At 66.1% G+C, this 12,511-nt stretch carries 13 protein-coding genes; 9 read left to right on the top strand and 4 right to left on the bottom strand.

Annotated features, from left to right (window positions below):
* Window positions 1–91: 91 nt before the first annotated feature.
* The 4 genes from E9232_RS03290 (at window position 92) to E9232_RS03275 (ending at window position 3,563) form a co-directional block, all read left to right on the top strand.
* Complete coding sequence (locus tag E9232_RS03290; protein ID WP_309792120.1) at window positions 92–1,615, top strand: sensor histidine kinase; 1,524 nt, start codon at window positions 92–94, stop codon at window positions 1,613–1,615.
* Window positions 1,608–2,237, top strand: a complete 630-nt coding sequence (fixJ, locus tag E9232_RS03285; protein ID WP_309792118.1) for a response regulator FixJ — start codon at window positions 1,608–1,610, stop codon at window positions 2,235–2,237. Before E9232_RS03290 ends, fixJ begins: the two co-directional genes overlap by 8 nt.
* 58 nt (window positions 2,238–2,295) lie before the next feature.
* Window positions 2,296–2,736, top strand: a complete 441-nt coding sequence (locus tag E9232_RS03280) for a response regulator transcription factor (RefSeq protein WP_309792116.1) — start codon at window positions 2,296–2,298, stop codon at window positions 2,734–2,736.
* 191 nt (window positions 2,737–2,927) lie between these two features.
* Window positions 2,928–3,563 (top strand): helix-turn-helix domain-containing protein, encoded by a 636-nt coding sequence (locus E9232_RS03275; protein ID WP_309792115.1) that lies wholly within the window; start codon window positions 2,928–2,930, stop codon window positions 3,561–3,563.
* 46 nt (window positions 3,564–3,609) lie between these two features.
* On the opposite strand, the gene E9232_RS03270 is transcribed toward E9232_RS03275, so the two are convergent.
* A complete protein-coding gene (locus E9232_RS03270; protein ID WP_309792114.1) occupies window positions 3,610–4,059 on the bottom strand; it encodes a host attachment protein in 450 nt (149 codons plus the stop codon).
* 75 nt (window positions 4,060–4,134) lie between these two features.
* On the opposite strand from E9232_RS03270, the gene E9232_RS03265 reads away from it, so the two are divergent.
* Together E9232_RS03265 and E9232_RS03260 are read left to right on the top strand one after the other, a co-directional pair.
* Entirely contained in the window at window positions 4,135–5,055 is a 921-nt protein-coding gene (locus E9232_RS03265; RefSeq protein WP_309792113.1) for a universal stress protein, read from the top strand.
* A 98-nt stretch (window positions 5,056–5,153) separates the two neighbouring features.
* A complete protein-coding gene (locus E9232_RS03260; protein WP_309792111.1) occupies window positions 5,154–7,544 on the top strand; it encodes a phosphoketolase family protein in 2,391 nt (796 codons plus the stop codon).
* Window positions 7,545–8,096: 552 nt separating this feature from the next.
* Here the strand turns inward: E9232_RS03260 and uppS are convergent.
* The 3 genes from uppS to E9232_RS03245 form a co-directional block, all read right to left on the bottom strand.
* Window positions 8,097–8,867, bottom strand: coding sequence for a polyprenyl diphosphate synthase (gene uppS / locus E9232_RS03255; RefSeq protein ID WP_309792109.1), 771 nt, complete (start codon window positions 8,865–8,867; stop codon window positions 8,097–8,099).
* A 357-nt stretch (window positions 8,868–9,224) separates the two neighbouring features.
* Window positions 9,225–9,782, bottom strand: coding sequence for a cytochrome b/b6 domain-containing protein (locus E9232_RS03250; protein ID WP_309792108.1), 558 nt, complete (start codon window positions 9,780–9,782; stop codon window positions 9,225–9,227).
* Window positions 9,782–10,063, bottom strand: a complete 282-nt coding sequence (locus tag E9232_RS03245; RefSeq protein ID WP_309792106.1) for a PepSY domain-containing protein — start codon at window positions 10,061–10,063, stop codon at window positions 9,782–9,784. Before E9232_RS03245 ends, E9232_RS03250 begins: the two co-directional genes overlap by 1 nt.
* Before the next feature lie 130 nt (window positions 10,064–10,193).
* On the opposite strand from E9232_RS03245, the gene E9232_RS03240 reads away from it, so the two are divergent.
* From E9232_RS03240 to E9232_RS03230, 3 genes are read left to right on the top strand one after another with little or no spacing between them, the layout of a single operon-like run.
* Window positions 10,194–10,490 carry a PepSY domain-containing protein gene (locus tag E9232_RS03240; protein ID WP_309792104.1) on the top strand — a complete coding sequence of 99 codons (297 nt, stop codon included), beginning with the start codon at window positions 10,194–10,196 and terminating at the stop codon, window positions 10,488–10,490.
* A complete protein-coding gene (locus tag E9232_RS03235) occupies window positions 10,490–11,155 on the top strand; it encodes a response regulator transcription factor (protein ID WP_309792103.1) in 666 nt (221 codons plus the stop codon). The genes E9232_RS03240 and E9232_RS03235 overlap by 1 nt, the downstream gene beginning before the upstream one ends.
* A complete protein-coding gene (locus E9232_RS03230; protein WP_309792102.1) occupies window positions 11,152–12,510 on the top strand; it encodes an ATP-binding protein in 1,359 nt (452 codons plus the stop codon). Before E9232_RS03235 ends, E9232_RS03230 begins: the two co-directional genes overlap by 4 nt.
* The last annotated feature ends 1 nt before the right edge of the window (window position 12,511 follow it).

Here is a 12,511-nt window from a genome sequence, read left to right as displayed (position 1 = left end):
CGCCTGCCCAAATGGCTGGCGCTGGTCCCGCAGAAAGGCGAAATGAATTGGCGGCCGGCTCTGATGAGCGGGCTTTTTGAGGGGCTGTGTGATGAAATCGTCGCCCGACTTCAAATACCATGGGGCGATCCTCGATGCCCTTCCGGGGCAGATCGCCCTCCTCGACGAGGACGGCACAATCGTCGCGGCCAACCACAGCTGGTCTGTCAACGCGCCACGGAATGCCGTCACGGGAGCAGCGGTCGGCGCCGACTATGTGGCGATGTGCAAGATCGAGGCCGACAGGGGCAATCCGGATGCCGGACGCCTGTTGGACAGGCTCCGATCGATGCTCGACCGCCGCAGCGACAGCTTCGTACTGGAATACTCTTTCGATGGCTCCGAAGGGAAACAGTGGATCCGTTGCACCGCTGCTCGCCCCTCAGATAGCTCGCTGAAAGGCGTCGTCATCCTACATGCCGACATCACCGCCGCACGAATCGCGCAGGCCACGGCGGAAGCCGGCGAGGCCCATCTCCGCTCGATCCTCGAGACTGTCCCGGACGCAATGATCGTCATCGATGCGCAGGGCATCATCCAATCCTTCAGTACCGCGGCCGAGCGCCTGTTTGGTTACACTTCCGAGGAGGTCCAAGGCCATAACGTCAACATGCTGATGCCCTCTCCCTACCGGGGAGAGCACGACGGCTATCTCGGGCGGTATCTGGCAACAGGGGAGCGCCGTATCATCGGCATCGGCCGCGTGGTCGTCGGACAGCGCAAGGATGGCGGCACCTTTCCGATGGAGCTCTCGGTGGGAGAGGTCTCGCCTGCGGGCCATCGGCTGTTCACCGGCTTCATTCGAGACCTGACGGAGCGGCAGGAGACCGAGGGGCGCCTGCAGGAGCTGCAGTCCGAATTGCTGCACGTCTCGCGCCTCAGCGCGATGGGTCAGATGGCGGCCACTCTGGCCCACGAGCTCAATCAACCCCTGACGGCGGTGACGAACTACTGCCAGGCCATGCGGCGCATGCTCAGCGCCGGCGACGCGCCAGACCTATCTCGGCTTCGCGAAGCGGTTGACCTGGGTGCCGAACAGGCCCTGCGAGCCGGACAAATCATCCGGCGCCTGCGCGACTTCGTGGCGCGAGGCGAGACTGAAAAGCATGTCGAGAGCGTCGCCAAGATGGTGGAAGAGGCCAGCGCCCTGGCTCTCGTCGGCGCCAAGGAACATGGCGTTAAGGTGCGTTTGGCGATCGACGCCCGGGCACGGCACATCATCGTCGACAAGATCCAGATCCAACAGGTGCTTCTGAACCTGATGCGCAACGCGATGGAGGCCATGGAGGGCAGCGCCAGGCGCGAGCTGGGGATCGCCGCCGCAGCGCGCAGCGATGCGATCGAATTTTCCGTGATCGACACGGGTCCGGGCCTCACCCCGGAGGTCGAAGAGCATCTGTTCCAACCCTTCATCACGACCAAACGTCACGGCATGGGCGTGGGCCTTTCGATCTGCCGTACGATCGTCGAGGCCCATGGCGGACGGCTCTGGGCGGAGCCGACGCCGGGCGGCGGCGCAACATTCCGGTTCACGGTTCCCTCGGCCGCCACGGATGAGAGCAACGGCAATGGCTGAAGCAGCGATCGTCCACGTCATCGACGACGATGAAGCCATTCGCCTGTCGCTGTCCTTCCTCCTGGAGACAGCTGGTTTCCAGGTCAAAGTGTACGATTCCGCTCTCGCCTTCCTCGACCGTCCCGATCTGCCCCGGTCCGGTTGTGTGGTGACAGACGTGCGGATGCCGGACATGGACGGCCTGACCCTGCAGCGAACGATGATCGAGCGGAAGGTGATGCTTCCGGTGATCGTCATGACCGGCCACGGCGACGTCCCCGTTGCGGTCCAGGCGCTGAAGGCGGGCGCCGCAGACTTCATCGAGAAGCCGTTCGATGACGAGCTTTTGATCCGTGCGATCCACGCGGCCCTGGAGCGAAACAGGCGGGAACGGGAGGAGCACGACGAGGCGGCGGCCGTTGCGGCCCGGCTGTCGGTGCTCACGCCGCGAGAGCTCGAAGTCCTGGCTGGCCTGGTCAAGGGGCACCCGAACAAGACGGTCGCTTACGATCTGGGAATCAGCGCCAGAACCGTCGAGGTTCACCGTGCCCGGGTGATGGACAAGATGCAGGCCAGAAACTTGTCGGAGCTGGTGCGGATGTGGTTGTCGCACCGGGCCCGAAGCGGCGATTCCGGCGACTAGCCGAGGCAAACTTGCGCTTTGATTCAGATCAAGTCGGACATGGCATCGCCAGGATAGCGTGATCGGCCCCACGTCCAACCGACTGGCGCCGCCCGTGCCCACGACCACATTAACGCATCCCCGTCCGACGATCCTTGTCGTCGACGACGATTCGGCCGTGCGCCTTTCGTTGGGCTTTCTGCTGGAGACGGCTTCGTTCCCGGTGCGCCTTTTTGCGTCTGGACAGGAGCTGCTGGCGGCTTCGCCGCTTCCGGAGTCCGGCTGCATCCTGATCGACTATGACATGCCGGGGCTGGGCGGCATGGAGCTGCTGCTGCAGCTTCGGCAGCGTCGAGTTGCGCTTCCCCGCATTCTGATCACCGGCAAGCTTGACGACGGCATCCGACGGGCCGCGATCGCCGCCGAGGCTTCCGCTGTGCTGGGAAAGCCGTTCGACAGCGAGGATCTGATCCACGCAATCCATGCGGCGCTAGCGCCGCTATCGTGGCCGGATACGTAGAGTCCCGTACGTATCCTTCACAATGATGCCGGGGATGGCCGAAGCGTAAGACCACTGCACGTCCAACGACGAAACGACGAGCAGGCAGGGCCATCATGCAGACGCAACACGCCACCAACCGCCCCATGCTTCGGTCCGCATTGGCTCAGCCCCCTGCCGTGGCGATACGCAGCCATGGCGCCGACGATGGGATGATCGAGCTGGCCGCGCTCGGCACCGTTGTCACGCTCGGTCGGGGAACGGCCGTCTATCGTGAGGGGGACGAGGCCCCGCACTGGTATCGGGTGCTCTCGGGAACCGGCTGCACCAGCAAGCTGCTGCCCGACGGCCGGCGCCAGATTGCGGCCTTCCTTCATGCCGGCGACTATTTCGGATTCGAGGCGCTTGGCGAGCATGGCTTCGCCGCGGAAGCCATCACCGACATGGTCGTCGTCCGCTATCCGAAGCTCCGGACCGAGGCCCTGGCCCGTACGGACGGCACGGTCAGCCGCCGCTTCCGCGAGATCGCCTGTCGCTCCCTACTCGCCGCCTATGAACGTCTGATCACGCTCGGGCGGAAGACCGCCGGCGAGCGCGTCGCCACATTCCTGCTCGAACTGGCCCGCACAGCGCCGGACGGCAAGACGATCGGCCTGACCATGTCCCGCACCGACATCGGCGACTATCTGGGCCTGACCCTCGAAACCGTCAGCCGGACCCTCGCCGCCATGAAACATGACGGGCTGATCGAGATGGCGGGTCCGCACCACGTGCTGCTGCTCGACCGTCCCGCGCTGGAAGAGATGACCGAGGGCGACGAACCCGCCCTCCGGGTCGGGCGCGCCTGATCCCGATGCCGCCCGACGGTGTCCTCCGTCGGGCGGCTTCCCCTCGTCACCCGGCCGCCAACAGTCGCTCGATCTCGTGGACCGGATGCTTTGTCAGGTCCTTGCCGATCTCCGCCACCACCGCAGCCGATGCCATCGGGCACAGTGCCCGGCGCAACGCGCCAAGGATGCGAGGCGGGGCGACGAGGATGACAGACTGCGCCGGGTTCTCCCGGGTCAGCCCGTCGATCTTCCGGGCGATCTGCATTGCGAAATTCTGCTTTTCCAGGCGATGCCAGTCGGTCTGCTCGATCGCGCTGGCAGGGCCGGATCGGTTCTGCAGCCGTCCCGGCCGATCGGTTCCCAGATCCGAACTCCGATCGGTGCCGGGGGCCTCGATCTGCTCGACCAGGCGCAGGTCGGGGAAGAACTGGTCGCCGCTGTTTTTCAGGAACAGTGCCTTGGTCGCATCGCAAACGACGACCCAGGCATCATGGGGCAGGCGATATGCGGTCATGGTTTGTCCTCATCTTGAAGACCTCCACCGCACCACAGCCGAGCGGCATCGGCCTTGATCTGGATCAGGACGCCGATGGCCGCGCCGCACTTGATCAGGATCAAAGCCCCGGCGGTGCCGTCCGATCACCATACGGATGCGAGGCCACGGCCCCGGCATTTTCCAGGAAAGGCCAAGACGATGTCCTATAAAGATGTTCTCGTTCATGTCGGTGCCGCCGAGACGCCGGCACTCGCCGCGGCCATCGGCTTGGCCCGCCGCCACGATGCAAGGCTGATTGGCCTTGGTGTCGAGAGCTTTGCGTATCTGGGCATGTACGGCGTCGAACCCGTCCCGCCATCGATCGTCGAAGCTTTCGAGGACGCGGCGGCTGCAGAACTGGAGGCGGCCAAATCACGCTTCGACAAGACCGTCGAGCAATACGGCTATGCCGGCAGATCGGAATGGCGCTCCGAGCGCGGCATCCTGGTGGAGAGCATCGGGTTCAACGGGCGCTACGCGGATGTGATCGTCGTCGACCAGACCGATCCCAGCCATAGCCATCCGCCGTTCGGGCTTCCGGCGGAGCTCGCACTCGGCAGCGGCCGTCCGGTCATGATCATCCCGTTCATCGGGACGCGGAGCCCGATCGGCGATCATGTCGCGGTCGCGTGGAACGCCAGCCGCGAGGCCGCGCGGGCGGTCGCGGATGCGATGCCGATCCTCGTAAAGGCCCAGCGGGTCGACGTTCTGGCGGTCGACCATCATCGAACCGACCGCATGCCCGGCCTCGACATCGCCCGCCACCTGGCGGCCCACGGCGTGACCGCGAACGTCGTCATGCGGGAGAAGGTCCTGGATCCGGCGACGGAGATCCTGAATTTCCTGGCGGAAAATGGCTCCGACCTCCTGGTCATGGGCTGCTATGGCCATGCCCGTCTGCGCGAAGTGATCTTCGGCGGCGTCTCACAGGCCATGCTCAAGTCGATGACGGTGCCCGTCCTGATGTCGCACTGAGCTTGCGGCCCTGCTCGGACAGCGCCTTTGCCCCAAGTCGAACGCCCGAAGATCTGCGGCGTCGCCTGTTTGTCATACAGCAGCCATAGGCTCGAACATTGCCCCAGCATTCCCAGGCCACGGATCAGGACCTGCGCCTCCTTGACGCCTATTGGCGTGCAGCGAACTATCTGTCGGTCGGGCAGATCTACCTGCTCGACAACCCGCTGCTCGAGCAGCCGCTGACGATCCAGCACGTCAAGCCCAGGCTGCTCGGCCATTGGGGCACGACGCCCGGGTTGAACTTCATCTATGCCCATCTCAACCGGGTCATCGCCCGCGACGATCTCGACATGATCTTCATCTGCGGCCCCGGCCATGGCGGGCCGGGCGTGGTTGCCAACACCTATCTCGAAGGCACCTATTCCGAGATCTATCCGGAGATCGCGCGGGACCGCGACGGCATCCGCCGGCTGTTCCGCCAGTTCTCCTTCCCCGGCGGTATCCCCAGCCATGCGGCGCCGGAGACCCCGGGATCGATCCATGAGGGCGGCGAGCTCGGCTACGCCGTGGCCCATGCCTACGGCGCCGCCTTCGACAACCCCGACCTGATCGTCGCCTGCGTGGTCGGTGACGGCGAGGCGGAGACCGGGCCGCTGGCGGCGTCCTGGCATTCGAACAAGTTCCTCAGCCCCCGGATCGACGGCGCCGTGCTGCCGATCCTGCACCTCAACGGCTACAAGATCGCCAACCCGACCATCCTCGGCCGCATGACCGATGAGGAGCTCCTGCGCCTGTTCGAGGGCTATGGCTACGAACCGCATTTCGTCGAGGGATCCGACCCGGCGCTGATGCACAAGGCGATGGCGTCCACCCTCGACATCGTCATCGACCGCATCCAGGAGATCCGGCGGGCGTCGCGCGAAGACGGTGCTGCCTCACGCCCGCGCTGGCCGATGATCATCCTGCGCAGCCCCAAGGGCTGGACCGGGCCGAAGGAGGTCGACGGGCTGAAGACTGAAGGCTTCTGGCGCTCGCACCAGGTGCCGCTGTCGGGTCTGGCCCAAAATCCGGCCCATCTCGCCCTGCTCGAGACCTGGATGCGCAGCTACCGGCCGCAGGAGCTGTTCGATGAATCCGGGCAGCTGATCCCTGAGCTGCAGGCCCTGGCACCCAAAGGCACCCTGCGCATGGGGGCGAACCCGCACGCCAATGGCGGGCTGCTGCGGCAGGAGCTGGTGCTGCCCGATTATCGCGACTTCGCGCTCGACGTGCCCCACCCCGGCGGCAGCAACGGCGAGGCCACTCGGGCGATGGGCGAGCTGCTGCGCGACGTGATCCGGCTGAATGCGGATGCCCGCAACTTCCGCCTGATGGGGCCTGACGAGACCGCCTCCAACCGCCTGGATGCCGTGTTCGAGGTGACCGAGCGGGTGTGGATGGAGGACATCCTGCCCGAGGATGTGCATCTGGCTGCCGAAGGCCGGGTCATGGAGGTGCTGAGCGAGCATCTCTGCCAGGGCTGGCTCGAAGGCTACCTGCTGACCGGCCGGCACGGTCTGTTCTCGTGTTACGAGGCCTTCATCCACATCGTCGATTCCATGGTGAACCAGCACGCGAAGTGGCTGAAGGTCAGCCGCGACCTGCCGTGGCGGCAGCCGATCTCATCCCTGAACTACCTGCTGACCTCCCATGTCTGGCGCCAGGACCACAACGGCTTCAGCCACCAGGACCCGGGCTTCATCGACCATATGGTGAACAAGAAGGCCGACATCGTCCGGATCTACCTGCCGCCGGACGCCAACACGCTGCTGGTGGTGACCGACCACTGCCTGCGGACCTATGACCGCATCAACGTCATCGTCGCCGGCAAGCAGCCGGCGCCGCAGTGGCTGGACATCGACCAGGCCATGGCCCATTGCGCCGCCGGCATCGGCCGCTGGGACTGGGCCAGCACCGAGGGCGACGAGGAGCCGGAGGTGGTGATGGCCTGCGCCGGCGATGTGCCGACGCTGGAGGCGGTTGCGGCGGTCGAACTGCTGCTGGCCCATCTGCCCCGCCTGCGCATTCGCTTCGTTAACGTCGTCGACCTCATGACGCTGCAGTCGAAGACCGAGCATCCGCACGGGATCGAGGACGATCACTTCGCGGCGCTGTTCACACGGGACAAGCCGGTGATCTTCGCCTTCCACGGCTATCCCCAGCTGATCCACCGCCTGACTTACAAGCGGCCGAACCACGACAACTTCCATGTCCACGGCTATCGCGAGGAGGGCACCACCACCACGCCGTTCGACATGGTGGTGCTGAACGAGCTCGACCGCTTCCACCTCGCCATCGCCGCGATCGACCGGCTGCCGCAACTCGGCGCCGCGGGCGACCGGGCCCGCCGGCTGCTCCAGGGGCGGCTGGCGGAGCATCGCGATTACATCCGGCAGCACGGCGCCGACATACCCGATGTCGCCGACTGGAGCTGGCCCAGCCGCGGCACCGCCGCATCCTTCGACTGAGGTCGCGCAATGACGCGGACTCTCCTGGCCCTCAACGCCGTCCTCGATCAAGATCGGCCTGCGTCACGCTCCAGGACCGCCGAGCAGCGAGGCACGCCAGGCCGGTATCGACCTGAGCCGATCCCACCCAGCCTACGGATCGGGCCGTGGCTCATCGTGGCATGCGGCCGTCGACACCCATAACGGCAAAGCCGTGCATGAGGTGTTCGATGGCTGCCTACAGACTCCGGACAGTCGCTTCGGCTGCCCGACATCGCCCTGGCGCAGCATCGGGGGTGCATGGCGGCGACCTGTTCAAGCTCGATCAGCTGGGCCGCGACCGTGGCGCAGTGGCAACCGGCGATCGGGTCGGCGGCGAGATAGGCCGGGGTAACTTCACTTTCCCGTCCAGATGCCGCCAGCGATCAGGACGAATGCGCTCCCGGTGGCAGGAATCGAGGACGCGCAGGACCGGCAGGACGAGGAGCCCGCCAGCATGCCATTCCTTAGGCACTTAAATGGATCGGCTTTCGTGCCGCATGCGGACGTCCCGGTGACGCATGTAGGCGGCCGTCAATGCCCGAAGCGGCGCGATCGTTGCTGAAATGCGCGGACCGCTCGCAGGAAATCGACCTTGCGGAACTCCGGCCAGTTGACGTCCGAGAAATAGAACTCGCTGTGGGCGCTCTGCCACAGCAGGAAGCCGGATAGGCGGATCTCGCCACTCGTCCGGATGATGAGGTCTAGCTCGGGTAGCCCGGCCGTATACAAGTGCTCGTCAATGGCCGACGGGGTGATCGCCTCGACGATGGCGTCGATGCCAGCCCCGCGCCGCGCTCGGTCGCGGATCAGATTGCGAACGGCATCGGCGATCTCCTCGCGCCCGCCATAGGCAATCGCGATGGTAAGTGTCAGGGCATCGTGGCCGGCGGTGATCTCCTCGGCGCGACGGATCACGGCGGCGGTCGAGGACGGCAGAAGATCGAGGCGCCCGGCAGCCTTGACCCGGATGCGGTGCCTGTGGATTGTGGGATCCTGAGCCAGAGCCCCGATCTTTGCCTCGACGGCCGCCAGGATGGCCGCCACCTCGACCTGCGGCCGCCTCAGATTGTCGATTGAGCAGACCCAGAGCGTGACGGCCGGAATCTCGAGTTCGGTGCACCAGGCGAGCACGTCGTCGAGCTTCCCGGCACCCAGGTCGTAGGCCTTGCGCGGGTCGACGACCCCGAGCTTGCGGGCATGCCTACGATTGCCGTCGAGGATGATGCCGACATGGCCAGGAACCGATTGCCGCCGGATCTGGCGCCGCAACCGGCGTTCATACAGCCTGTAGAGCAGGCGCAAGATCTATCGCCCGGATCAAATCATCGCACCAGTCACGCCAACATATCATGATGATGCTCCACAGGTTTTGGTGCGGTCCAGTCAACTCCGCTCCTCGGCCCGAGCGCAGCGATAGGAATGCTGTCGATCTCATTCAGAACGCGGCATTGCCTGCGCCGCCCGACCGGGAACTCATCGGCGCCAAGTCGGTCATCTGAGTCTCCAGCATACAGCGAACCCGGTCCATCGCATCTGGGCGAACGATCTCGATGGCATGATCATCTCTGCCGTGGCGGAACATGATCGAGGCGCGCTACCCGCTGAGGGCCGGGAAGGCGGGAACCCCGCCGGGTCAGAACGCCCGGCGGGGTTCGGCGCCTATAGCCGTTTCCGGCCGGTGATCATGGCCTTCACCAGGTTCTCCCGGTGCTCGAAGCTGGCCACGGCGACGCCGGCGAGATGCAGCCCGACCAGCAGGATCAGGATGTTGGCGGCCGCCTCATGGACATCCTCCACCCACTCGACTCCCCAATAGGCGTCGGTCGTCATCATGAACCCCGTGGCGCAGGCGACCACCAGCCCGGAAAGCAGCACCAGGATCATGGCGCCACCCGCCGGATTGTGGCCGAGGTAGCGTCTCGCCCTCAGTCTCACGATATCGCGCAGGTAGGCCGCCACCGTCGAAGGCCGGTAGATGAAGTCGGTGAAGCGGGCGTGCTTCGTGCCGACGAGGCCCCAGAGAAGCCGGACCGACAGCAGGCCGATGATGACGTAGCCGCTGGCCAGGTGGACGCTCTTCACCTCGTCCCCGGTCAGCCAGGAGATGGCGAAGGCGACCACCAGGGTCCAGTGGAAGATCCTGATCACCGGATCCCAGACCCGGGTTGTGGCAGGCTGGACTTCGGACTCCGCTGCCACGTCGTCGATGGCCGTCATCAGTCCTCCTTGGAGGTGCCGACGACCTCGCCGCTGACCGGGTGGAGGAAGACCTCGACCTTCGCCCCGGTCTTGTCGACGGCGTAGGCCTCGTAGCAGCCATTCTCCGGCTTGACCCGCCGGACCTCGTAGCCGAGGTCCTTCAGCTTCGTCTTGGCCGCGTCCTGGCTCATCCACTGAGCGCGGGGCGCATCGCCGCAACTCGGATCATTGTCGGCGAAGGCCGGGGCAGTGCCCACCAGGCAGAATGCGATCAGGCCGGCCGTCATCAGAAAGCGCATGGTTTTGATCTCCAGCAAGGCGCCGGGCGATCGCCCGGCTACGATGGCAACCGTAGAGGAGTGGTGCTGACCGAACCCTGACGGGTCCTGTCAGTGAGTTGTCAGCCTGGAAAGGGCAAGCTCGCGTGCGATGATTTTGATTCGCTCCATCCTGGTTCTGTTCATCGTCTTGGCGCTGCCTCCGGCCGGCTTCGGCGACGACCATGATCGCGCGCGGGCGGCGCGCGAGCGCGGCGAGATCCGGCCGCTGGAGGACATCCTGCCGTCCGTGCGGCAACGCTTCCCCGGCGACGTGGTGCGGATCGAGCTCGAGAACGAGCACGATCGCTGGATCTACGAGATCAAGCTGATCTCCCCGGACGGCCGGCTCGTGGAATTGGACGTCGACGCCGGCAGCGGCGACGTGATCGAGGTCGAGGGGGAGTGATGCGTGTCCTTCTGGTCGAAGACGACGATCGGATCGCGGGCGACATCACGGGAAGCCTAGTCAGGGCCGGCTACGCGGTGCAGCGGGCGACGGATGGAGAGGAGGCGTGGTTCCGCGGCGAGACGGAAGACTTCGACGCGGCGATCCTGGACCTCGGACTGCCGAAGCTGGACGGCCTGACCGTCCTGAAGCGCTGGCGCGCAGCCGGACGCGGCATGCCGATCCTGGTCCTGTCCGCCCGCGGCACCTGGGCCGAACGGGTCGACGGCATCGATGCCGGCGCCGACGACTACCTGCCGAAGCCATTCCGGATCGAAGAATTGCTGGCGCGCTTGCGGGCGATCATCCGGCGGTCCGCCGGACGGCCGGGCCCGGTCCTCGAGAACGGCCCCGTCGTGTTGGACCCTCGGCAGATGAAGGTGACGGTCGACGGCGTTCCGATCGCCCTATCGCCGCAGGAATATCGCCTGCTGTCCTACCTCATGCACCACGCGGGGCGGGTCGTCCCGCAGCTCGAGCTGACCGAGCATCTGTATGCCCAGGACTACGAGCGGGACTCGAATGCGATTGAGGTGCTGGTCGGACGCCTCCGGCGCAAGCTCGGGATCGACTTCATCGAGACCCGCCGCGGTTTCGGCTATCTGGTTCCCGAGCCCACCGAATGACCCGCAGCTCGCTTCGCCTGCGGCTGCTCGTGGCCGCCGCCCTGTCCATCAGTGCGGCCCTCGTGGTGGCGGGCTTCGGGCTGGTGCTGCTCTTCGAGCGGCATGTCGAGCGCCGGATCGACGCCGAACTGGACAATGATCTCCGCCAGTTGGCCGGCGCGATCGGCTTCGATGCCGCCGGCAGCCTCGTGCTTGCGCAACGCCCTGCCGATCCGCGTTTCGACCAGCCGCTGAGCGGGCTCTACTGGCAGATAGCCGACGAGACGACGAGGCTGGACCTCCGCTCGCGCTCCCTCTGGGACACCTCGCTCAGCCTGCCGGCGGACAGTCCCGATCTGACGACCGTGCATCGCCATGTCCTGCAAGGGCCGGCTCGCGCCTCACTGATCCTGCGCGAACGTCGCGTGGCGATCCTCCAGAGCGGCCTCCAGCACATCTTGCGGATCGCTGTCGGCATCGATCAGGCCGATGTCATCCAGGCCAGCCATGACTTCGCCGGCGACATCACGCCCTCCCTCGCACTGCTCGGGCTGGCCCTGCTGGCGGCAGCCTGGGTCCAGATCCGGATCGGGCTGCGTCCGCTCGAAGCGGTGCGACGGGGTGTCGAAGCGGTCCATGCCGGCCGGCAATCCCGCCTGCCGGCGACCTATCCGGACGAAGTCCTGCCGCTGGCGAACGAGATCAACGACCTCCTCGACGCGCAGGATCGGGCAATCGCCCGGTCCCGCTCGAGCGCGGCTGACCTCGCGCACGGGCTGCGCACACCGCTCACCGTTCTGAGCGCCGACGCACGCAGGCTGCGGGAGCGCGGCCAGGAAGATGTCGCTCATGAGATCGAGGCGCTGGTCGAAACCATGCGTCGGCACATCGAACGGGCGATCGCCAAGGCCCGGCTCCACCCCCATCGCGGCGCAGCGGCCTCCCCTCGGGTGCTGGTCGATCGTATCGTAGGCATCGTCCGGCGGGCTCCGCGAGCGGCCACACTAGCTTGGGAAAACGAGGTCCCGGAGGGCCTCAAGGTCGCTTTGGACGCGGACGATCTCGCGGAACTCCTGGGGAACCTGATCGAGAACGCCGCCAAATGGGCGCATAGACGAGTCCGCGTTTCGGCGACGGCGCGGGACGGAAGCCTCGAACTCGCCGTCGAGGACGACGGACCTGGCATACCGGCGTCGCAGCGGACTTCGGTGCTCCGCCGGGGAGTTCGCTTCGACGCCGATCGAACAGGACATGGACTCGGCCTCGCGATCGTCGGCGACATCGTCGAGACCTACCGGGGAGCGCTGCGGCTGGACGACAGCGCTATGGGAGGGCTGCGCGTCACGGCGACGTTGCCAATGCGCGAAAGGGGATGAG

This window comes from Inquilinus ginsengisoli (assembly GCF_031453975.1).
GTDB classification, from domain to species: domain Bacteria; phylum Pseudomonadota; class Alphaproteobacteria; order DSM-16000; family Inquilinaceae; genus Inquilinus; species Inquilinus ginsengisoli_A.
Note: the sequence above shows the minus strand (reverse complement) of the source record. Positions and strands in the feature narration are given on the sequence as shown.

Excerpts from the sequence above, each read along its gene's own strand:
- E9232_RS03290 (WP_309792120.1), top strand. The coding sequence starts at position 92 with ATGAAATCGTCGCCCGACTTCAAATACCATGGGGCGATCCTCGATGCC.
- fixJ (WP_309792118.1), top strand. The coding sequence starts at position 1,608 with ATGGCTGAAGCAGCGATCGTCCACGTCATCGACGACGATGAAGCCATT.
- E9232_RS03275 (WP_309792115.1), top strand. The coding sequence starts at position 2,928 with ATGATCGAGCTGGCCGCGCTCGGCACCGTTGTCACGCTCGGTCGGGGA.
- E9232_RS03270 (WP_309792114.1), bottom strand. The coding sequence starts at position 4,059 with ATGACCGCATATCGCCTGCCCCATGATGCCTGGGTCGTCGTTTGCGAT.
- E9232_RS03265 (WP_309792113.1), top strand. The coding sequence starts at position 4,135 with ATGGCCGCGCCGCACTTGATCAGGATCAAAGCCCCGGCGGTGCCGTCC.
- E9232_RS03250 (WP_309792108.1), bottom strand. The coding sequence starts at position 9,782 with ATGACGGCCATCGACGACGTGGCAGCGGAGTCCGAAGTCCAGCCTGCC.
- E9232_RS03245 (WP_309792106.1), bottom strand. The coding sequence starts at position 10,063 with ATGCGCTTTCTGATGACGGCCGGCCTGATCGCATTCTGCCTGGTGGGC.
- E9232_RS03240 (WP_309792104.1), top strand. The coding sequence starts at position 10,194 with ATGATTTTGATTCGCTCCATCCTGGTTCTGTTCATCGTCTTGGCGCTG.
- E9232_RS03235 (WP_309792103.1), top strand. The coding sequence starts at position 10,490 with ATGCGTGTCCTTCTGGTCGAAGACGACGATCGGATCGCGGGCGACATC.
- E9232_RS03230 (WP_309792102.1), top strand. The coding sequence starts at position 11,152 with ATGACCCGCAGCTCGCTTCGCCTGCGGCTGCTCGTGGCCGCCGCCCTG.